The sequence below is a fragment of the Streptacidiphilus anmyonensis genome, assembly GCF_000787855.1.
GTDB lineage: Bacteria > Actinomycetota > Actinomycetes > Streptomycetales > Streptomycetaceae > Streptacidiphilus > Streptacidiphilus anmyonensis.
Genome location: NZ_BBPQ01000003.1, coordinates 257,010 through 275,615, shown reverse-complemented (window position 1 = coordinate 275,615; position 18,606 = coordinate 257,010). Strand labels below are relative to the sequence as shown.

The following is an 18,606-nucleotide window of genomic DNA, read 5'->3' as shown; positions in this document are numbered from 1 at the left end:
ACCAGCGTGGATCGCTCAGGCACCGTTCATCGGCCGGTCCTTCCATTACGCCCGACAACCGCGCATCGCGCCTCCGCAGCGACCCTCGCGGGCCAGAGACTCGTTCGACCCCGCCCACGCGCACCGGCCGACCCGACGCGTCCCCGGCGTCGGGCCCCACGGCCGCAGGTCCAACAGCGACGTACCTCGCGGCGGAGCCGGCGCGATGGCAGTCGGCCAACGGGCCCGCCGACGGGCTCAGAGGCGGTAGACGCGTGCGGCGTTGCCGCCCAGGATCGCTGCGCGTTCGGACGGCGACAGCGCCGACAGCAGCCCCCGAGTGGTGTCGACGACGCGGACGTAGTCGGCGGCCAGGGTGCAGACGGGCCAGTCGGATCCGAAGAGAAGGCGCCGCGGCCCGAAGGCAGCCAGGGCGACGTCCGTGAACCGGCGCAGGTCGTCGGTGGTCCAGTGGTGCCAGTCGGCCTCGGTGGTGAGGCCCGACAGTTTGGCGACGGTGTTGGGAAGGGACGCGAAGGCCCGCAGCCGTGAGGCCCACGGCTCCACCTCGGCGGTGGCGATCCGGGGTTTGCCGAGGTGGTCGAGGACGAAGGTCACGCCCGGCGCCGCGACGGCGGCCCTGGTGGCGGCCGGAAGCTGGTCCGGGGTGATCACCAGGTCGTAGGCGAGGCGGGCCGCTCCCACGGCCACCAGGCCGCGTCGCACGTCGGGACGGAGCAGCCACTCCGGGTCGGGCTCGGACTGCACCTGGTGGCGGATGCCGACGAGGTGTCGTCCTCCGGGCAGAGCACACAGGTCGGCGAGGGTGTCGGCGATGTCCGGTTCGGTGAGGTCGGTCCAGCCGACCACACCCACGGCCAGGGGATCGGCGTCGGCCAGGGCGAGGAGCTCGGGGGTCTCCTCGGGGACGCAGACGGTCTGCACCAGGACGGTGGCCTCCACGCCCGCCGCCCGCGCCTGCGTCCGCAGGTCCTCCAGGCCGAAATCACGGCGCAGCGGGGCCAGTTCGGGGCCGGTGATCCAGTCCTGGTCGCGGACGGACAGGTCCCAGACGTGATGGTGCGCGTCGATGACGCGGGGGCTCTCGGTGATCACAGCTGCCACACCACCGGGAGCGGCGCACCCGCGCCGTCGGCGGAGTAGTCGTGGACGACCTCCAGCAGTTCCGCCATCCGCGCCTGCCAGGCGAGGTTGACGGGCAGTCCGCCCAGTTCCGCGAGCAGCCTCGGGTAGTCCTCGACCTCAAGGAGGTGAAAGAGGTCGGCGCCGCTGCGCCAGATGGTCCAGCCGGTCGCGCCGGCGGCGCGGATGGCGGCGGTGAGCTCCTCGGGGACCTCGCGGTGGGCCTGCTCGTACGCGGCGATCCGGTCGGCGCGGACGCGGGTGTGCAGGGCGACTCTCATACGTGCGGCTCCTCACGGACGATCACGACGTCGAGGCTGCGGGGGCCGTGGACCCCCTCGACGCGGTCGAGTTCGATGTCGCTGGTCGCGGACGGGCCGGAGACGAAGGTCAACGGCCGGCCGGGGTCGAGCAGGGCGACCGCGTCCGGCACATCGGCGACGATCTGCTCGGCGCGCACGACGCACAGATGATGGTCCGGCAGCAGGGTGAGGGCCCGGCGGCCCTGGCCGGGGCCGGCGTCGAGGACGATGGTGCCGGTGACGGCGATCCCGGCCCGGCAGGTGGTCAGCACGGTGTCGGCGGCCTCCAGATCGCCGGGCTCCAGCGGCTCCTCGAGCCGTCGCCAAGGGCCCTCAGGCACCAGCTCCGGCGGGAAGCCCGGCGGCACGACGAGCGTGCGTACGTCGCTGCCGGCCAGCAGGCCGGCGATGGTGGCGCGGGCCCTTTCGGGCGTGGCCTGCACGACCCGGGCGCGGTAGTCGGCGACGCGTTCGGCGAAGAGGCCGACCTCGTCGGCCTCCGCATGGCTGCGCCGGTAGTCGCGCGGGACGGGGGCGTCGCCGACGGCCTCGTCGGCCGGCACGTCGGCGAGGGCGGCGCGGATGCGGCCGAGGACGGTGTCACGGGCCGTCATGAGTCGGCTCCTGTCGGGTGGGTGCGTTGCCACCAGGCGCGGAAGGATTCCGTGGGCGGGGCGGGGGTGTCACGGGCGTCGGTCCACGCGTGGAGGGGACCGGGGAGCGGACCGATGACGTCCTTGCGCGAGACGAGACGCCCACCGAGGGCCGCGGCCTTCTGGGCTACGGACAACCGGCGAGGTGAGGCGAGGACGGCCGTGGCAGCCTTCATCGCGAGGGCCTCTGCGCCGGGGACACGACGCTTCGCCCGCTTGGCCTCGACGACCTCGGCTCGCAGGTGGGTGAGCACCTCCGGGATGTTGATCTTCACCGGGCAGGCATCGTAGCAGGCCCCGCACAGGGTCGAGGCGAAGGGGAGGGTCGCCGCGTGCTCCACGCCGACGAGCTGCGGGGTGAGGATCGCGCCGATCGGGCCCGGGTAGACGGAGCCGTAGGCGTGGCCGCCGGTGCGCTCGTAGACGGGGCAGACGTTCAGGCAGGCGGAGCAGCGGATGCAGGCGAGCGCCTGGCGGCCGACGGTGTCGGCAAGCGTGGCCGTGCGGCCGTTGTCGAGCAGGACCAGGTGGAAGGCCTGCGGGCCGTCGCCGGGGGTGACGCCCCGCCAGGTGGAGGTGTAGGGGTTCATCCGCTCGCCGGTGGAGGAGCGCGGCAGCAGTTGCAGGAAGACCTCCAGGTCCTGCCACCGGGGCAGCACCTTCTCGATCCCCATCACGGTGATCAGCGTCTCGGGCAGGGTCAGGCACATCCGCCCGTTGCCCTCGGACTCGACGACTCCGACCGTTCCGGTCTCGGCGATGGCGAAGTTGGCGCCGGAGACGGCGACCTTGGCGCGGAGGAACTTGTCCCGCAGGTGCAGCCTGGCCGCCTCGGCCAGTGCGCGCGGCTCGTCGGTCAGGCCGTCGGGGGCCGGTCGGCCCCAAGCACCCATCTCCCGCTGGAAGATCTCGCGGATCTCGGCGCGGTTGCGGTGGATCGCAGGGACGAGGATGTGGGAGGGGCGGTCGTCACCCAGTTGGACGATCAGCTCGGCCAGATCGGTCTCGTACGCGCGGATCCCGGCCTGCTCCAGGGCCTCGTTGAGTCCGATCTCCTGCGTGGCCATGGACTTGACCTTGACGACCTCCGCCTCTCCCGTTGCCCTGACCAGGTCGGTGACGATCCGGTTGGCCCCGGCGGCGTCGGCGGCCCAGTGGACGACGCCACCGGCCTTGGTCACCGAATCCTCCAACCGCAGCAGATACCGGTCCAGATGGCGCAGCGTGTGGCGTTTGGTCGCGGCTCCGGCCTCGCGCAGCTGCTCCCAGTCGTCCAGCTCGCCGGTGACGGCCAGGCGCTTGTCGCGGATGGTGGCGGTGGCCTTGCGCAGGTTGCGCCGCAGCTGCGGGTCGCCCAGCGCGGTGCGGGCCGCCTCCGGGAAGCCCGGGCTGCCGAGCCAGACGACGTTGGTTCCGGAGTCCGGGCTCACCGTGCGTCTCCTTGGGTCGATGCCAGGATCTCGGCCAGGTGCAGGGTGCCGATGCCGGTCCGCAGCCGCGAGAGGCCGCCGCCGATGTGCATCAGGCAGGAGTTGTCGGCGGCGCAGACCACGTCGGCCCCGGTGCTGACGACGTTGCGCATCTTGTCGCCGAGCATGGCGGTCGAGGTCTCGGCGTTCTTCAGCGCGAACGTCCCGCCGAACCCGCAGCAGGAGTCGGCGGCCGGGAGTTCGACCAGGTCGATGCCGCGCACCGCGCGCAGCAGTGCGAGCGGCTTGTCGCCCAGCCGGAGCCCACGCAGCGAGTGGCAGGTGGGGTGATAGGTCACCCGGTGTGGGAAGTACGCGCCGACGTCGGTCACGCCGAGGACGTCGACCAGCAACTCGGTGAACTCGTGCACCCGCGGCGCACCCTCGGCGACCGCGGCGCGCAGCTCGGCGTCGCCGTACTGCTGGGCCAGCAGCGGATGGTTCTCCCTGACCATCCCGGCGCAGGACGCCGACGGCGTGACGATCGCGTCGTAGTCGGCGAAAGCCTCGGCGAAGCCGCGCACCAGCGGCAGCGCCTCCGGCCGGTAGCCGGTGTTGAAGTGCATCTGCCCGCAGCAGGTCTGCGCGAGCGGGAACTCGACCGTGTGGCCGAGCCGCTCCAGCACGGTCACGACCGCCTTTCCCGTCTCGGGGAACATGGTGTCGTTGAAGCAGGTGATGAACAGCGCGATCCGCATCAGCCCAGTCCCTTCCGTCCCGCATCGGGCAGGGGCGCGTCCCAGGGCAGCAGCCCGGTCGATCGCAGCCGGTGCCACAGCTCCGCCGGGATGTCGTAGCGCGCCACGACGGCGGCGTCCGTCGCCTCGGCCGCGCTGCGCGCGCCAACGAGCACGGACGCGACGGCGGGGTGCCCGAAGGGGAACTGGAGCGCGGCCGCGCGCAGCGGCACCCCGAACTCCTCGCACTCCGCCTTGATCCGCAGCGCCCGGTCCAGCAGGGCTTGGCCGGCCGGGGCGTAGTCGAAGGTGGCGCCGGGGCGCGGGTCGGCGAGCAGACCGGAGTTGAACACGCCGCCCACCACGACCGAGACGCCACGGCGGGCGGCATCGGGGAGCAGATGGGTCAGCCCGGTCTGGTCGAGCAGGGAGTAGCGCCCGGCCAGCAGCACCACGTCGACGTCGGTCTCGCGAACGAAGCGGTCCAGCATCCGGGCCTGGTTCATGCCGGCGCCGATGGCGCCGACGATCCCCTCGGCACGCATCCGTTCCAACTCCGGGTAGGCGGAGGAGAAGGCCTGGCCCTCGTGCTCGTCCGGATCGTGGAGGTAGACGACGTCGACGTGGTCCAGGCCGAGCCGGGTCAGGCTGTCCTCCAGGCTGCTGCGCACCCCGTAGGCGCTGAAGTCCCAGACCCGCTCGTGCGTGGCCGGCACCGCGAAACCCTGGGCGAGATCGTCGCCGTGGGGCTCCGGCCGGGGGCGCAGCAGGCGTCCGACCTTGGTGGACACCACGTACTCGGCGCGTGGCCGACGACGCAGTGCCTCCCCCAGACGTCGTTCCGACAAGCCGAGGCCGTAGTGCGGGGCGGTGTCGAAGTAGCGGACACCCGACTCCCAGGCCGCGTCCACGGTGGCCTGGGCCTGCTCGTCGTCGACCTCGGCGAAGAGGTTGCCGAGCGGCGCCGCCCCGAGGGAGAGCCGGGTGACCTCCACGTCGCCGCGTCCGAGCCTGGTGGTGTGCATGGGTGGGGTGGCCTTCCTGTCATGAGCCCAGCCTGTGCGAGGCACGGCCGGTCTTGAGCACGATGTGAGGGGGCCCGGCGTGTGGGGCCCGGCCGGGCCGAGGGCACGACACCCTCAGTCGGTTCCCGGCCCGGCCGGAGTCTTTCGCACGACGCGCGCACGACGCGCGGACGATGCGCGGACGATGCGCGGCCGCTCCTACGATCCGGCCGGACGCAGGCGCAGGCCGGCCATGCCGCCGTCGACCGCAAGGGCGGTGCCGGTGGTCGAGCCCGCGAGGGGACTCGCCAGGTAGGCGATGGCGGCGGCGACCTCGTCGGCGCTGACCAGCCGACCGTGCGGCTGCCGCGCGCTGAGCGCGGCGCGCTCGGCGGCGGGGTCGTCGGCGGCGTCGAGCAGGCGGCCGACCCAGGGGGTGTCCACCGTACCGGGGTTGACGCAGTTGACCCGGATGCCCTCGCGGACGTGGTCGGCGGCCATCGCCAGGGTCAGCGAGAGCACCGCGCCCTTGCTCGCCGAGTAGAGCGCGCGCTGCGGAAGGCCTGCCGTCGCGGCGATGGAGCAGGTGTTGACGATCGCCGCCGTGGCCGCCGGTCGGGACGGCGCGGAGCGTCGCAGGTGCGGGAGGGCGGCCCGGGTCACGCGGACGATCCCGAGGACGTTGATGTCCAGCACCTGCCGCCACTGGCTGTCGGGATTGTCCTCGACCGTCCCGGCGGCGCCGATGCCTGCGTTGTTGACCAGGATGTCCAGCCCGCCGAGCGCCGTGACGGCCGCCTCGACGGCGGCGCGGACGCTGTCGTCGTCGCCCACGTCGGCGCGGACGGCGTGCAGGGGCTCCTTGGCACGGCCGGGGTCGAGGTCCAGCACGGCGACCTTGGCGCCGCGGGCGGAGAGCAGGTTCGCGGTGGCCAGGCCGATGCCGGAGGCGCCCCCGGTGACGACGGCCCGCAGGCCGTGCAGCTCGTTCATTCCTGCTCCTCCTGCGCGGCGTCGGCCGTGGCTACGGTGGCGGTGGCGGCTTCAGTGGCGGCGCGGTCGGCGGTCCAGAAGGCGCCGTCCGGGTAGGTGAAGGCGGCGATCGACACCGGAAGCATCTGCGCGGAGAAGCCCGGGGCGGCCGGGGCCCGGTAGCGGCCGTCGCGGATCACCGTGGGGGTGGCGAAGTGCTCGTGCAGATGGTCCACGTACTCGATCACACGGTTCTCGGTGGTTCCGGAGAGGGCCACGAAGTCGAACATGGACAGGTGCTGCACCAGCTCGCACAGTCCGACCCCGCCGGCGTGGGGGCAGACCGGGACGCCGAACTTGGCGGCGAGCAGCAGGATGGCCAGGTTCTCGTTCACCCCGCCGACCCGGGCGGAGTCGAGCTGCACCACGTCGATGGCGTCGGCCTGCAGCAACTGCTTGAAGACGATGCGGTTCTGTACGTGCTCGCCCGTGGCGACCCTGATCGGCGTGACGGCCGCGCGGATGGCGGCGTGGCCGAGCACGTCGTCCGGGCTGGTGGGCTCCTCGATCCAGTAGGGGTCGAACTCCGCGAGCGCCGTCGTCCAGGCGATGGCGTCGGCCACGTCCCAGCGCTGGTTGGCGTCGATCGCCAGCCGCACGTCGGGGCCGATCGCGACGCGGGCGACGCGGCAGCGGCGGACGTCGTCGGCGAGGTCCGCGCCGACCTTGAGTTTGATCTGGGTGAAGCCGTCGGCGACGGCCTGCTTGGCGAGCCGGGTCAGCTTCTCGTCGCTGTAGCCGAGCCAGCCGGGCGACGTGGTGTAGGCCGGGTAGCCGTTCTCCCACAGACGGGTGGTCCGGTCGGCGCGGCCGGAGCGGGCCGCCTCCAGCAGTGCGAGGGCCTCCTCGGGGGTCAGCGCGTCGGTGAGGTAGCGGAAGTCGACCTGGGAGACCAGCCAGGCCGGCTCCGCCTCGGACAGGAACCGCCACAGCGGCAGTCCGGCCCGCTTGGCGGCCAGGTCCCACACGGCGTTGAGCACGGCACCGATCGCCATGTGCATCACGCCCTTCTCGGGGCCGAGCCAGCGCAGCTGGCTGTCGCCGATCAGGTCGCGGCTCAGCGATGCCGGGTCCGCGCAGAGCTCCGCGACGGGACGTCCGACGACGTGGTGCCGCAGCGCGTCCATCGCCGCGACCTGGACGTCGTTGCCTCGCCCGATGGTGAACGTGAAGCCGTGGCCCTCCAGTTCGTCGCCCGCGTCAGTGCGCAGGACCACGTAGGCGGCGGAGTAGTCGGGGTCGGGGTTCATCGCGTCCGAGCCGTCCAGCGACCGCGAGGTCGGGAAGCGGACGTCGTAGGTGTCCAACGCGGTGATCCGCGCGGTTGCAGTCGGCATGCGGTGCTCTCTCAGGCTTGTCGGAGGATCTGGCGCTGGCGGCCGAGGCGGTCGATCTCCAGCTCGACGCTCTGGCCGGGGCGCAGGTAGGGCTGGTCGGGCAGGCCGAGGGCGACGCCGGCCGGGGTTCCGGTGTTGACCACGTCGCCGGGCTCCAGCACGAGGTACCGGCTGAGATAGCGGACGATCTCCGCGACCTCGAAGATCATGTTCTTGGTGTGGCCGTTCTGCCGGGGCACCCCGTCCACCGACAGCCGCAGGCCCAGGCCCTGGGGGTCGCCGACCTCGTCCGGCGTGACCAGCCACGGGCCGAGCGGGTTGAAGGTCTCGCAGGACTTGCCGAGGTCCCACTGGCCGGAGAACTCCAGCTGGAACTCGCGCTCGGAGACGTCGTTGCTGATCGCGTATCCGGCGACGCAGGCGAGGGCCTCCTCGTGCGACTCCAGATAGCGGGCACGACGCCCGATCACGACCGCGAGCTCCACCTCCCAGTCCGTCTTGCGCGAGCCGCGCGGGATCAGCACCTCGTCGTGGGGGCCGACCACGGTGCCGGGGTCCTTCATGAACACCACCGGCCGCTCGGGGATCGCCGCCCCCGTCTCCTCGGCGTGGTCACGGTAGTTCAGGCCGATGCAGACCACCTTGCCGGGCCGGGCCACCGGAGCGCCGATCCGCCAACCACCTGGCGGCGGCCCCAGCTCGGGGAGCGACCCCGCCGCGACCGCCTCCCGCACCCGGTCGATTCCGTCAGAGGCGAGGAACGGGCCGTCGATGTCACGGGTGATGTCGCTCAGGCCGAGGTACCGCTCCCTGCCGTCGCCGGTCGTGTCGAGCACGGCCGGCCGTTCGGCTCCACGGGGCCCCAGGCGCAGGAGTCTCATCAGCGGTCCCTTCGAAGATCCAGATACATCGGATGTCTGACGTCGGTGAACGTGACCCTAGGCGCGCCCGCCGGCTCAGGCAAGTAGACATCAGAGGTCTCTCGGTGGCCGCCCCGTGGCCCATTCAGAGAAACCACAGGTCAACTGGGCAAGGGTGCTGACGGTACAGATCTTTTCCACGGCCGATCCGCCGACGATCGACGAAGACATCGGATGAAGGTCTTGTCAGGCCAGGCAACGCAGCCGTAACGTCCTCGCCATCGGACAGCCACCCGATGAATTCGGTCAAGGGCACCGTCGCGCACCCATCCCCCGTGGAGTGATCCCCTGTGAACCTGCGTACCTCCCGTACCGCCGCAGCCGTCGCCGTGACGCTGCTGGTCGGCGGCCTGGCCACCGCGTGCAACCGCGGCAGCACGACCGCGTCCGGATCGTCCGCCGTCGCAGGCAAGCCCGCGATCGGCATCGACCTTCCCCGAGCCGACTCCGACTTCTGGAACTCCTACGCGCAGTACCTGCGCGGCGACATCAGCAGCCAGGGCCTGAACACGCTGCCGATCAGCTCCTCCCAGAACGACATCACCAAGCTCGTCGCCAACGTGCAGGTCTTCGAGAACACGGGCGCGAAGGCCATCGTGATGGCCCCTCAGGACACCGGTGCGATCGCCTCCACGCTGGACCAGCTGGCCGCCAAGCACATCCCCGTGGTGAGCGTCGACACCCGCCCGGACAAGGGCAAGGTCTACATGGTCGTGCGCGCCGACAACCGCGCCTACGGCACCAAGGCCTGCCAGTTCCTGGGCCAGCAGCTGCACGGCAAGGGCAAGGTGGCCGAGTTCGAGGGCGACCTCACCTCCGTCAACGGCCGCGACCGCTCGGAGGCGTTCGCGGACTGCATGAAGCAGAACTTCCCGAACATCCAGGTCTTCCCGCTCACCACCAACTGGGACGGCGCGGTCGCCTCCAGCAAGCTGCAGACCCTGCTCGCGCAGAACCCCGACCTGAACGGCGTCTACATGCAGGCCGGCGGCGTCTTCCTGCAGCCCACCCTCGCCCTGCTCCAGCAGAAGGGCCTGCTCAAGCCGGCCGGTACCCCCGGGCACATCACCATCATCTCCAACGACGGCATCCCGCAGGAGTTCGACGCGATCCGCAAGGGCGAGATCGACGCGACCGTCTCGCAGCCCGCCGACCTGTACGCCAAGTACGCGCTCTTCTACGCCGAGGCCGCCGCCGAGGGCAAGACCTTCCAGCCCGGCCCGACGGACCACGGCTCCACCATCATCCAACTGCCCAACGGCCTGGAGGACCAGCTGCCCGCGCCGCTGGTGACCAAGGCGAACGTCGACGACAAGAGCCTGTGGGGCAACAGCGTCAGCAACTGACGCCGCCTGCGATCCTCCCACTCGCCGCATTCACCGCACAGAAAGGACGGCATCCCCATGGCGGACACGGCGCAGGCCCCTGCCGCTCAGGCCGTCGCCACGGTCCCGGTGGTCGAGGCGGCCGGCATCACCAAACGCTTCGGCGCCACGGTGGCGCTGCGCGATGCGAAGATCGCGATCGACCCCGGGGAGTCGCACGCCCTGGTCGGGCGCAACGGCGCGGGCAAGTCGACGCTGGTCTCCGTCCTCACCGGCATCCAGCAGCCCGACACCGGCACTCTCTCCTTCTCGGGAAAGCCCGCCCCCGCGTTCGGCGACACCGACGCCTGGCGCTCCCGGGTGGCCTGCGTGTACCAGCGCTCCACCGTGATCGGCGGGCTGACGGTCGCCGAGAACCTCTTCCTGAACCGGCAGAGCGAGGGCGGCTTCCGTCCGATCCGGTGGAAGGCGCTGAGGGCGCGCGCCGAAGCCCTGCTCGCCGAGTACGGCGTCGACGTCTCCCCGACCGCCCGCATCGCGGACCTGACAGTGGAGCAGCGGCAGTTCGTGGAGATCGCCCGCGCCCTCTCCTTCGGCGCGCGGTTCATCATCCTGGACGAGCCGACCGCCAAGCTCGACGCGCGCGGCATCGAACGCCTCTTCACGAAGCTCCGCGGACTGCAGGAGCAGGGCGTCGCCTTCCTCTTCATCTCGCACCACCTCCAGGAGGTCTACGAGCTGTGCACGCGAGTCACGGTCTACCGCGACGCGCGGCACATCCTCACCGCACCGGTCGAGGGCCTGGGCCACGACGCACTCGTCGAGGCGATGACCGGTGAGAGCAGCGCGGCGGATCCGGTCGTCGCCGCAGCTGCGAGCCGACGGCGCACGGTCGGCTCCCAGCCCGTGCTGGAGGTACGGGGGCTGACGCTGCCCGGCGTCTACACGGACCTGTCCCTGACCGTGCAGGCCGGCGAGGTCGTGGGCCTGGCCGGGGCCACGGCCAGCGGGAACGTCCAACTCGGCGAGACCGTCGCCGGACTGCACCGCCCGCGGGCGGGCAGGCTGGCCGTGCGCGGCCGCACGGTGCGCCTCGGCGACATCCCCGCGGCGCTGGCCGCCGGCATCGGGTTCGTCCCCGAGGACCGGCACCTCCAGGGTCTGGTGCCCGAACGCAGCGTCGCCGAGAACGCCACCCTCACGGTGACGGACCAGCTCGGCCCCTTCGGCACCGTTCTGCCGTCCAGGACCCGCGACTTCGCGCGCCGGATGATCGAGGACCTGGACATCAAGACTCCGGACGCCGCGACTCCGGTCTCCGCCCTGTCCGGCGGAAACCAGCAGAAGGTGGTCGTCGCCCGCGCGCTGGCCACCGAACCCGAACTGGTCGTCGCGATCCGGCCCACCAACGGCGTGGACATCAAGTCCAAGGAGTTCCTCCTCGGCCGCTTCCGGCGCCATGCCGAACAGGGTCGCGCGGCGCTGATCGTCTCCGACGAGCTGGACGACCTGCGCACGTGCGACCGGGTCGTCACCATGTTCCACGGCCGCATCGCCGCCGAATACCCAGCCGGGTGGACCGACGAGCAACTGGTCGCCGCCATGGAGGGCATCGCCGGGACCGAGCACCCGACACAGCCCCGCCCGACCGACCCGACCGACCCGACCGACGCGACCGAGACCGAGCACGAGCACGACCCGAAGGGACCCCGCCATGGCGGCCATCACTGAACCCGGCCTGGCGAGCGAGGCAGCCCCCGCCGCCGCCTCCGTGCCGCGCCGCGGCCTGAACCTGGCCCGCTACCGTGACCTGTCCCTGGTCCCGGTGCTGCTGGTGCTCGCGCTCATCGGCTTCATCGTCTCCCCCGCCTTCCTCACCTCGGCGAACCTGCTCGGCGTCGCCCAGCAGTCCACCGAGCTGAGCCTGCTGGTGCTGGGCGAGGCGCTGATCCTTGTCGTCGGAAAGATGGACCTCTCCCTGGAGTCCACCATCGGCGTCGCGCCGGTGATCGCGATGTGGCTCGTGCTGCCCTCCCACGGCGGCCGCTTCCAGGGCCTGGGCGCACTGCCGACCTGGACGGCGATCCCGGTCTGCCTGCTCGTCGGCGCACTGATCGGCGCGGTCAACGGCTTCCTGATCCTCAAGCTGCGGCTGAACGGCTTCATCGTCACCCTCGGGGCGCTCACCATGCTCCGCGGCCTCCAGGTCGCCATCTCCCAGGGCCAGTCCATCGTCGAGGTGCCGAACTCCTTCCTCTACCTCGGCGAGACCTCCTGGCTCGGCGCCCCGGCGGCGGTCTGGATCTGCCTCCTCCTCTTCGCCGTCGGCGGGGCGGCCCTGGCCTGGCTGCGGCACGGCCGCGCGCTGTACGCGATCGGCGGCAACGCCGAGGCGGCGCGCACGGCCGGCATCCGGGTCGACCGGATCACCTGGACCGTGCTGATCATCGGCAGTGTGCTGGCCGCCTTCGCCGGCGTCCTCTACACCGGCCACTACGGCTCGGTCTCCGCCGACCAGGGCAGCGGCTGGATCTTCCAGGTCTTCGCCGCCACCGTCATCGGCGGCGTCAGCCTCAACGGCGGCAAGGGCACCCTCTTCGGCGCGCTCACCGGGGTGCTGACGCTGCAGCTGGTCGTGAACGTGATGACGCTGGCCGGCGTGCCGCCGCTGTGGAACCAGTTCCTCAACGGCCTGATCATCATCGTCGCGCTGATCATCTCCCGCTACGCCTCCGGCGAGAAGCAGGAGTAGCCGGCCCGCGTCCGGCCGGGCCCCACGTCCGAAGCGAGCCGCAGTTCCCCGAGACGCGACGCGTCCGGGGAACTGCGGCTCCCCTCCCCCGCCCCCAGGAGCGACAGCCCATGGCCCTGACCGACGCCGCGATCGAGAAGATCAAGGAGATGATCATCGCGGGCGAGTTCCCGCCGGGCTCCCGCCTGCCCCGGGAGGACGACCTCGCCCAGCAGCTCGGCCTGTCACGCAGCTCACTGCGCGAGGCGGTGCGCGCGCTCACCGCGATGCAGATCCTGGTCACCAAGCAGGGCGACGGCACCTACGTCTCCAGCCTGGAGCCCCACCTGCTCCTGGAGAACCTGTCGTTCCTCTCGGACGTCTCCCAGGGCCGGGGGACACTCCAACTGCTCCAGGTCCGCCGGCTGCTCGAACCCCAGGCTGCGGCGCTCGCCGCCTCGCGCATCGCCGACGCGGACGTGGAGCTGCTGGCGGGCATCCTCGCCAGGAGCCGCGCGGCCTCCGACGTCGAGGAGTTCATCCGCTGCGACGTGGAGTTCCACCTGACCATCGCCGCCCTGGTCGGAAACCCGGTCCTGTCCATGCTGCTGGAGGTGCTCTCCACGCAGACCCAGCGCGTGCGGCTGCTGCGCGGCACGCGCGTGGGCCGCGCGATCGAGGACGTCCACCGCGAACACGAGGCCATCCTCGCGGCCCTGGCCGCGCGCGACGCCCAACTGGCCGCCTCCGCGACCGCGGTGCACGTCGCCGCCGTCGAACGGTGGCTCTCCGACAGCCTCGCCGACTGAGCGGCCCGGCGCCGCGCGGACCGGCAGTCCGGCACCGGGACCCACGGGCCGCAGGCCGCGGCCGTCGAGGATCCCAGCCCTCAGAGCGCCTGCCGCAGCCACTCCGCGACACCGGCGATGTGCGCGGTGACCCGTGCCTTGGCGGTCTCCACCTCGTGCGCGGCCAGCGCGTCGAGGATCGCCCGGTGCTCCGCCAGCGTGCGCTCCAGGGCCGTCTGCTGCGTCAGACCTCGCCATACGCGCGCCCGCGCGGTCCTGCTCGCGAGCGACTCGATCAGTGATCCCAGCACGGCGTTACCGGACGCCTGCGCGATCCGGCGGTGGAACTCCAGGTCGTTGGCGATCAGCTCCTCCACGCTCGGGTTCTCGCCCAGGCTGCCGAGGAGCTCTCGCATTCCCGCCACCTCGGCGTCCGTCACGTGCTGGGCCGCGAGCCCCGCCGCGGCGGACTCCAGCACGGCACGCACCTGGAACAGTTCCAGCACGGACCCGTCCTGGTGCAGGTCGAGGATGAACGTGAGCGCCTCCAGCAGCAGCGGCGGCTCCAGACTGCTCACATAGGTCCCGTCGCCCTGACGCACGTCCAGCACGTTCAGCAGCGACAGCGCCTTGACCGCCTCCCGCAGGGAGTTGCGTGACAGTCCGAGCTCGGCCGCCAGGTCGGGCTCCTTGGGCAGCCGGTCCCCGGGCTTGAGCTGACCGGAGAGGATCATCGTCTTGATCTTCTCGATGGCTTCGTCCGTGACAGCCACGTCAACGCCTCTCCATGCTCCACTGTTCGGGCAGCAAGTATGCCCCGCGCGTTCAGGGGGAGACGAGCGTGCGACCCTGCGCGCCTGTCCGTGCGTCGGCGCGGCCGGTGCACCAGGAGAGGCGCACCGGCCGCGCCGGTCCTATCAGGCTGTCCGATCAGGCTTGTCCTGTCAGGCGCTCCGATCTGGCTGTCAGGGCAGGTGCCAGATCTGGTTGGCGGAGGCCGTGCAGTCCCAGATGATCAGCTGGGTGCCGGCCGGGCCGGCCCCGGAGTCGTCCAGGCACCTGCCGGACTGCGGGTTCTTCAGCGTCCCGTCGGCCTGGGCCTGCCAGACCTGGTTGCCGCCGCCGTTGCAGTCCCACAGCTCGATCTTGGTGCCGTCGGCCGTCGCGCCGCCGGTGATGTCCATGCACTTGCCCAGGGTGCGCAGGGTCCCGTCGGCGCCGACCGTCCACTGCTGGTTCGCGGCGCCGGAGCAGCCCCAGACGACGACCGGGTTGCCGTTGGCGGTGCTCGCGCCGGAGTCGTCGACGCACAGGCCGTCGATGCCGGTGATCGGTCCGGTGGGCCCGGTCCTGTCGATGCCGATCTGGACCGCGCCGAGGTGGCTGACGGTCGTCGCCGGGGTTCCGGAGAGCTGGGTGAAGGTCATGCCGGACACCGGCGCGGCGACGGGCTGGACGAGGTAGGACTTGCCGGCCGTGGTCGGGATCGAGAACTGGGAGGCCGTGGTCGGGGCGACCACGGCAGTGGACTCGTCGGTTCCGTCGACGACCTCGACGCTCTGCCCCGGCCAGGGGTTGCGCATCGTGACGGTGCCGGTGGAGCCCGCGTGGATGCCGACGGTGCCGATCACGCCGCCGTGGACCTGGACCGAGACGGTGCTGCCACCGTGGATGTACTGGGTGCCGTCCGCGTCCCAGCCCGCGGGCAGGGCGGGAGCGATCCGCAGCAGGCCGTCGTAGTCCTGGACCAGCGACTCGTTGACGGCGAGCGCGACGTTGGCGGCCTGCTCGATGTAGGGCTCGGTACCGCCGGACTGGCCCCACAGGTTGGCCATGCCGGTCGGGTAGGTCTGGTACTTCTGGGTCAGCGCGGTCAGGTCGGCGGCGACCGACGAGCCGAGGCCCAGGCGGGCGGCGTCGACCGCGTCGAAGCTCCAGTCGTTGGCGTGGACGTTGACCCGGCTGTTGTAGGTGCGCTGGGCCAGGCCGGTCAGCGACGAGTTGTCGCCGACCAGGCCGTAGGGCCAGACCGCCTCGAGGTCGTCGTTCTCCGAGTTGTTGACGGCGGCGGTGGGCTGGGAGGACTGCCCGAGCACGTCGGTTCCGGAGGCGTCGGCGGAGGCGGTCAGGTTCTGCTGGTGGGTGGCGGCGTCGGTGCGCGGGTAGTCGGGGATCTGCCCGATCGCCGTCTGCAGCTGGGAGACGAGCGAGGCGTCGGTGTTGAGGGTCTGGGCGGCGGCGACGGTGGCGGGGAACAGTGCCTTCATCGCGTCGATCATGTTGACCGGGTCCTGCACGTTCCACTGGTTCTCGTGGGCGTTGGCGACCGCGTGGCGCTTGCCGTCGGCTCCGACGGTGGTGTAGGCGAGCAGGAACTCGCTCGCCTGCTGCATCAGCGGGTAGTTCGCGGCCAGGAAGTTCCGGTCGCCGGTGGTGAGGTACTGCTGCCAGACCCACAGGCCGATCTCGGCGCCGGAGGAGACGGTCCGGCCGTTCCAGGTCTTCAGCGCCTGGTCGCAGGAGGCGTCACCGAACGGGGTCGAGTCGTTCTGGAAGCCGTTGCCGTTGAAGCGCATCGTCTCCGGCACGCAGATGCCGGGGAGGCTGCTGCCCATGTAGGTCTTGGTCCAGGCCTGGATGTTGGCCAGGTTCGAGGTGTAGAGGTTGAACAGACCGGTGTTGAGTGCGGACGCGCCCGCGCCGATGTTCGCGGCCACCTGGCCGCGCAGGTTCCAGAACCAGTAGGCGGCCGGATACCAGTTCTGGGTGTCCTGCGAGAAGTTGAACAGGTCGCCGACGCCCGCCTGCGAACCCGGGAGGGGTCCGCGGGACTCCTCCGCGGTGGTGAAGTAGTAGAGGGTGCGGAGCTTCTCCATGTAGTTCGCGGTGCCGTCGGCGGAGGAGAGCTTCACCAGGCCGAGGTTGGCCCAGTAGTCGTGCCACCAGGAGAGGTGGTTGGCCTCCAGCGAGGCGGAGGTGGCCGAGGCGTCGGCGCCGAGCAGCGCGGACGCCGTGCCGGCCGCGTCTCCTCCGGCCCAGTGGGGGCTGCCGACGATCACCCGGAAGCTGCCGTCGGTGTTCGGGGTGAAGCTCACCTTCACCGTCTGGGAGTCGACGACGGACGCGCTGACGTTGCGTCCGCCCGCGGTGAGCGCCGCGAGGGATCCGAAGGTCTGCCCCGACCCGGTCGTGGCGGTGTTGTCCGACCAGGTCTCGGCGAGCGTGGCGACGCTCCCGGAGGCGGCGGCGGTCGGGGTGCGCCCCGACCAGAGGTTGACGGTCGCGGTCTGGGCGGTGTTCGGGTCGGCTCCGGTCACGTCCACGACCAGTTCGTCCTTGTCGGCACGGACGTAAATGGTGGCGGTCATGCCGCCGCCGGACTCGCGCAGCACACCGTCGTAGGGATCGACCACGCCGGAGAAGTCGGAGGCGTTCGTGATGTGCGACAGGCCCGGGATCTGGACCCAGCCGGGCGACTTCCGGCCCGGGAGGGTGTCAGCACGATTGAGCTGCGCGGTGAAGCCGTTCGCGGCCCAGACGGCCGCACCGAGGGTGCCGTTGCCCAGCGGCATCGACTGCTGCGCCGTCGTGTTCGGACCGCCGAGCACGATGTCCGCTTCGCGGACCAGGTTCGCGGCGTCGACCGAGAACGCCCCGTCGGTCCAGGCGGTGGAGGACGACACCGCAGAGGCCGTCCCCGGCGACCAGGCTCCCAGCGGCACGCACAGTGCGAGGGCGGCGAGCGCCCCCGTGACCGTTTTTCTCCGCATCAGCGGATCCTTTCCTAGGAGGTGCCTCGTTGCGCGATACGGGAGCAGGCGCGGACTGACCAGGAGGAGCCGGGCAGACGCGTCGCTCCCGTAGCGGTCGGTGTAGTGGTGATCGCGCGACATGCTAACGTCCGATGTCCTGCCCCCGTCAAGATGCTCGCAGCAGGAAACAAGCAGTACGAGATGTCTGCCAAAGCCAATAACATCCGATGTATTGACACTCGGTCAGCACTCGGGACGCCCCAGCAGTCGGGCGGCAGTCGGGCAGCCGTCGCGCTGCGCACGCCCGGACAGGGGGTTGTCGCCGGTTCCACGAGGGTCCGCGGGCGGAGGCCTTCCTGCGCCCCTGACCGCGCCTCACATCATCGGCGCGGCCCAGCCGTCACGTCGGCGATGTGGACGGTCATCGGACGGGGAGACTGCTCTGCTCCCTCTCCAGCAGGGCGCTGATGTGACGGCGCAGGCCCTCCACGCTCTCGGCGCTCGCCTCGGCGACGATGGCGCGCTGGGCCGGGGTGAACGGGGAGTCGGGGCCGTAGAGGGTGCGCCGGGTGAACGAGGTGAGGCCGTCACCGTCCTCGGCGAGCAGGTACTGAAGGCCCGCACCGAGACGCTCGTCGACGAGGAGTGAGGACTTGGCGTACTCCTGGTCGACCACGCGCCAGTAGAGGTGCTGTTCGCTGCCGTCCTCAAGGACGCCGTACTCGTACACCACATCGCCGACGCGGTAGGGGCGCTCGGTGACGCCGCCCACACCGCGGCTGGCCACGTGCCACTCGGGCCAGAAGCGGGCCTGCGTGACGAGATCGAAGACGAATCTGGCCGGGGCGCTGAAGACCACGGTGTTGCTGTCGCCCGCGATCCAGTCGTTGTACTCGGCGGTCATGCCAAAGCCTCCTTGAACGAGTTGTACTCTCAAAATGAGAGTACACACGATTCGGGAGTACATGCAAAGTGTGTACATTTGGGCATGGGACAGGAAGGAGTACGACAGCGATGGGTGACGAACAACGGCCGAGACGCCGGATGCCGGCCGACGAGGTGCTCGCGCGGGCGGGGGACGTGCGCGAGGCCTTCGCCACCATCGCCAACACCTGGTCCCTGCTCATCCTGCTCGCGCTGCAGGACGGCACCCTGCGCTACAACGAGCTCAAGCGCGCCGTGGGCGGAGTCAGCGAGCGCAGGCTGTCGCAGACGTTGAAGGCACTCGAGCGTGACGGGGTCGTGGACCGGAAGCTGGTGCGTTCCATTCCCTCGCACGTCGAGTACAGCCTCACCCGGACCGGCGAGGCGGTCGTCGACTCACTCAGTGAGCTTCTGTCCGCGATCATCGACTTCTCACCGCAGGTCGCGGCCGCGCGACGGCGCTACGACGAGAAGCAGGCCGCCCAGCCGGACCCGGAGCGGCAGACCTGAACCCGCCGGTCGACCGTGCCCACCGGCCGCCGGGCCGGAACCGTCCGACCGATCACGGCG

At 71.3% G+C, this 18,606-nt stretch carries 17 protein-coding genes; 5 read left to right on the top strand and 12 right to left on the bottom strand.

Translation table 11 applies throughout. The features are described from left to right. Window positions 1-237 precede the first annotated feature (237 nt). The 9 genes from TR50_RS06175 to TR50_RS06135 all read right to left on the bottom strand — a co-directional run bounded on the left by TR50_RS06175 (window position 238) and on the right by TR50_RS06135 (window position 8,477). On the bottom strand, window positions 238-1,092 hold the full coding sequence (locus TR50_RS06175) for an amidohydrolase family protein (RefSeq protein WP_042415606.1): 855 nt from the start codon (window positions 1,090-1,092) through the stop codon (window positions 238-240). Beyond that, on the bottom strand, window positions 1,092-1,403 hold the full coding sequence (locus tag TR50_RS06170; protein WP_042415325.1) for an L-rhamnose mutarotase: 312 nt from the start codon (window positions 1,401-1,403) through the stop codon (window positions 1,092-1,094). The genes TR50_RS06175 and TR50_RS06170 overlap by 1 nt, the downstream gene beginning before the upstream one ends. Beyond that, the gene (locus tag TR50_RS06165; protein WP_042415322.1) at window positions 1,400-2,038 is read right to left on the bottom strand and encodes a LutC/YkgG family protein; all 639 of its coding nucleotides are present in this window, start codon (window positions 2,036-2,038) and stop codon (window positions 1,400-1,402) included. Before TR50_RS06165 ends, TR50_RS06170 begins: the two co-directional genes overlap by 4 nt. Beyond that, window positions 2,035-3,507 (bottom strand): LutB/LldF family L-lactate oxidation iron-sulfur protein, encoded by a 1,473-nt coding sequence (locus TR50_RS06160; protein ID WP_042415319.1) that lies wholly within the window; start codon window positions 3,505-3,507, stop codon window positions 2,035-2,037. The genes TR50_RS06165 and TR50_RS06160 overlap by 4 nt, the downstream gene beginning before the upstream one ends. Continuing rightward, window positions 3,504-4,244 (bottom strand): (Fe-S)-binding protein, encoded by a 741-nt coding sequence (locus TR50_RS06155; RefSeq protein ID WP_042415316.1) that lies wholly within the window; start codon window positions 4,242-4,244, stop codon window positions 3,504-3,506. Before TR50_RS06155 ends, TR50_RS06160 begins: the two co-directional genes overlap by 4 nt. After that, a complete protein-coding gene (locus TR50_RS06150; RefSeq protein WP_042415313.1) occupies window positions 4,244-5,248 on the bottom strand; it encodes an aldo/keto reductase in 1,005 nt (334 codons plus the stop codon). Before TR50_RS06150 ends, TR50_RS06155 begins: the two co-directional genes overlap by 1 nt. Before the next feature lie 198 nt (window positions 5,249-5,446). After that, on the bottom strand, window positions 5,447-6,220 hold the full coding sequence (locus TR50_RS06145; RefSeq protein WP_042415311.1) for an SDR family NAD(P)-dependent oxidoreductase: 774 nt from the start codon (window positions 6,218-6,220) through the stop codon (window positions 5,447-5,449). Continuing rightward, window positions 6,217-7,596, bottom strand: coding sequence for an L-fuconate dehydratase (locus TR50_RS06140; RefSeq protein ID WP_042415307.1), 1,380 nt, complete (start codon window positions 7,594-7,596; stop codon window positions 6,217-6,219). Before TR50_RS06140 ends, TR50_RS06145 begins: the two co-directional genes overlap by 4 nt. 11 nt (window positions 7,597-7,607) lie before the next feature. Continuing rightward, the gene (locus tag TR50_RS06135; RefSeq protein ID WP_042415305.1) at window positions 7,608-8,477 is read right to left on the bottom strand and encodes a fumarylacetoacetate hydrolase family protein; all 870 of its coding nucleotides are present in this window, start codon (window positions 8,475-8,477) and stop codon (window positions 7,608-7,610) included. Between the two features lie 335 nt (window positions 8,478-8,812). Between TR50_RS06135 and TR50_RS06130 the strand changes: the two genes are divergently transcribed. The 4 genes from TR50_RS06130 (at window position 8,813) to TR50_RS06115 (ending at window position 13,381) form a co-directional block, all read left to right on the top strand. Beyond that, window positions 8,813-9,862 (top strand): sugar ABC transporter substrate-binding protein, encoded by a 1,050-nt coding sequence (locus TR50_RS06130; RefSeq protein ID WP_439654202.1) that lies wholly within the window; start codon window positions 8,813-8,815, stop codon window positions 9,860-9,862. A 57-nt stretch (window positions 9,863-9,919) separates the two neighbouring features. Next, a complete protein-coding gene (locus tag TR50_RS06125) occupies window positions 9,920-11,572 on the top strand; it encodes a sugar ABC transporter ATP-binding protein (RefSeq protein WP_084699778.1) in 1,653 nt (550 codons plus the stop codon). Then, a complete protein-coding gene (locus tag TR50_RS06120) occupies window positions 11,556-12,593 on the top strand; it encodes an ABC transporter permease (RefSeq protein WP_084699777.1) in 1,038 nt (345 codons plus the stop codon). Before TR50_RS06125 ends, TR50_RS06120 begins: the two co-directional genes overlap by 17 nt. 110 nt (window positions 12,594-12,703) lie before the next feature. Beyond that, complete coding sequence (locus TR50_RS06115; protein WP_042388152.1) at window positions 12,704-13,381, top strand: FadR/GntR family transcriptional regulator; 678 nt, start codon at window positions 12,704-12,706, stop codon at window positions 13,379-13,381. Window positions 13,382-13,461: 80 nt separating this feature from the next. Here the strand turns inward: TR50_RS06115 and TR50_RS06110 are convergent, their stop codons facing one another. The 3 genes from TR50_RS06110 to TR50_RS06100 all read right to left on the bottom strand — a co-directional run bounded on the left by TR50_RS06110 (window position 13,462) and on the right by TR50_RS06100 (window position 18,016). Continuing rightward, window positions 13,462-14,133: a FadR/GntR family transcriptional regulator gene (locus TR50_RS06110; protein WP_042388154.1), complete on the bottom strand. Its 672-nt coding sequence runs from the start codon at window positions 14,131-14,133 to the stop codon at window positions 13,462-13,464. 192 nt (window positions 14,134-14,325) lie between these two features. Next, complete coding sequence (locus TR50_RS48105) at window positions 14,326-17,130, bottom strand: ricin-type beta-trefoil lectin domain protein (RefSeq protein ID WP_201776793.1); 2,805 nt, start codon at window positions 17,128-17,130, stop codon at window positions 14,326-14,328. A gap of 403 nt (window positions 17,131-17,533) precedes the next feature. Then, window positions 17,534-18,016: an SRPBCC family protein gene (locus tag TR50_RS06100; RefSeq protein WP_042415298.1), complete on the bottom strand. Its 483-nt coding sequence runs from the start codon at window positions 18,014-18,016 to the stop codon at window positions 17,534-17,536. A gap of 110 nt (window positions 18,017-18,126) precedes the next feature. On the opposite strand from TR50_RS06100, the gene TR50_RS06095 reads away from it, so the two are divergent. After that, entirely contained in the window at window positions 18,127-18,546 is a 420-nt protein-coding gene (locus TR50_RS06095; protein ID WP_052440775.1) for a winged helix-turn-helix transcriptional regulator, read from the top strand. Window positions 18,547-18,606: the final 60 nt, after the last annotated feature.

What these genes read in the sequence shown, in the direction of transcription:
- TR50_RS48105 (WP_201776793.1), bottom strand. Translation starts at nt 17,130, where the DNA reads ATGCGGAGAAAAACGGTCACGGGGGCGCTCGCCGCCCTCGCACTGTGC.
- TR50_RS06140 (WP_042415307.1), bottom strand. Translation starts at nt 7,596, where the DNA reads ATGCCGACTGCAACCGCGCGGATCACCGCGTTGGACACCTACGACGTC.
- TR50_RS06150 (WP_042415313.1), bottom strand. Translation starts at nt 5,248, where the DNA reads ATGCACACCACCAGGCTCGGACGCGGCGACGTGGAGGTCACCCGGCTC.
- TR50_RS06135 (WP_042415305.1), bottom strand. Translation starts at nt 8,477, where the DNA reads ATGAGACTCCTGCGCCTGGGGCCCCGTGGAGCCGAACGGCCGGCCGTG.
- TR50_RS06115 (WP_042388152.1), top strand. Translation starts at nt 12,704, where the DNA reads ATGGCCCTGACCGACGCCGCGATCGAGAAGATCAAGGAGATGATCATC.
- TR50_RS06095 (WP_052440775.1), top strand. Translation starts at nt 18,127, where the DNA reads ATGGGTGACGAACAACGGCCGAGACGCCGGATGCCGGCCGACGAGGTG.
- TR50_RS06100 (WP_042415298.1), bottom strand. Translation starts at nt 18,016, where the DNA reads ATGACCGCCGAGTACAACGACTGGATCGCGGGCGACAGCAACACCGTG.
- TR50_RS06155 (WP_042415316.1), bottom strand. Translation starts at nt 4,244, where the DNA reads ATGCGGATCGCGCTGTTCATCACCTGCTTCAACGACACCATGTTCCCC.
- TR50_RS06145 (WP_042415311.1), bottom strand. Translation starts at nt 6,220, where the DNA reads ATGAACGAGCTGCACGGCCTGCGGGCCGTCGTCACCGGGGGCGCCTCC.
- TR50_RS06120 (WP_084699777.1), top strand. Translation starts at nt 11,556, where the DNA reads ATGGCGGCCATCACTGAACCCGGCCTGGCGAGCGAGGCAGCCCCCGCC.
- TR50_RS06125 (WP_084699778.1), top strand. Translation starts at nt 9,920, where the DNA reads ATGGCGGACACGGCGCAGGCCCCTGCCGCTCAGGCCGTCGCCACGGTC.
- TR50_RS06165 (WP_042415322.1), bottom strand. Translation starts at nt 2,038, where the DNA reads ATGACGGCCCGTGACACCGTCCTCGGCCGCATCCGCGCCGCCCTCGCC.
- TR50_RS06170 (WP_042415325.1), bottom strand. Translation starts at nt 1,403, where the DNA reads ATGAGAGTCGCCCTGCACACCCGCGTCCGCGCCGACCGGATCGCCGCG.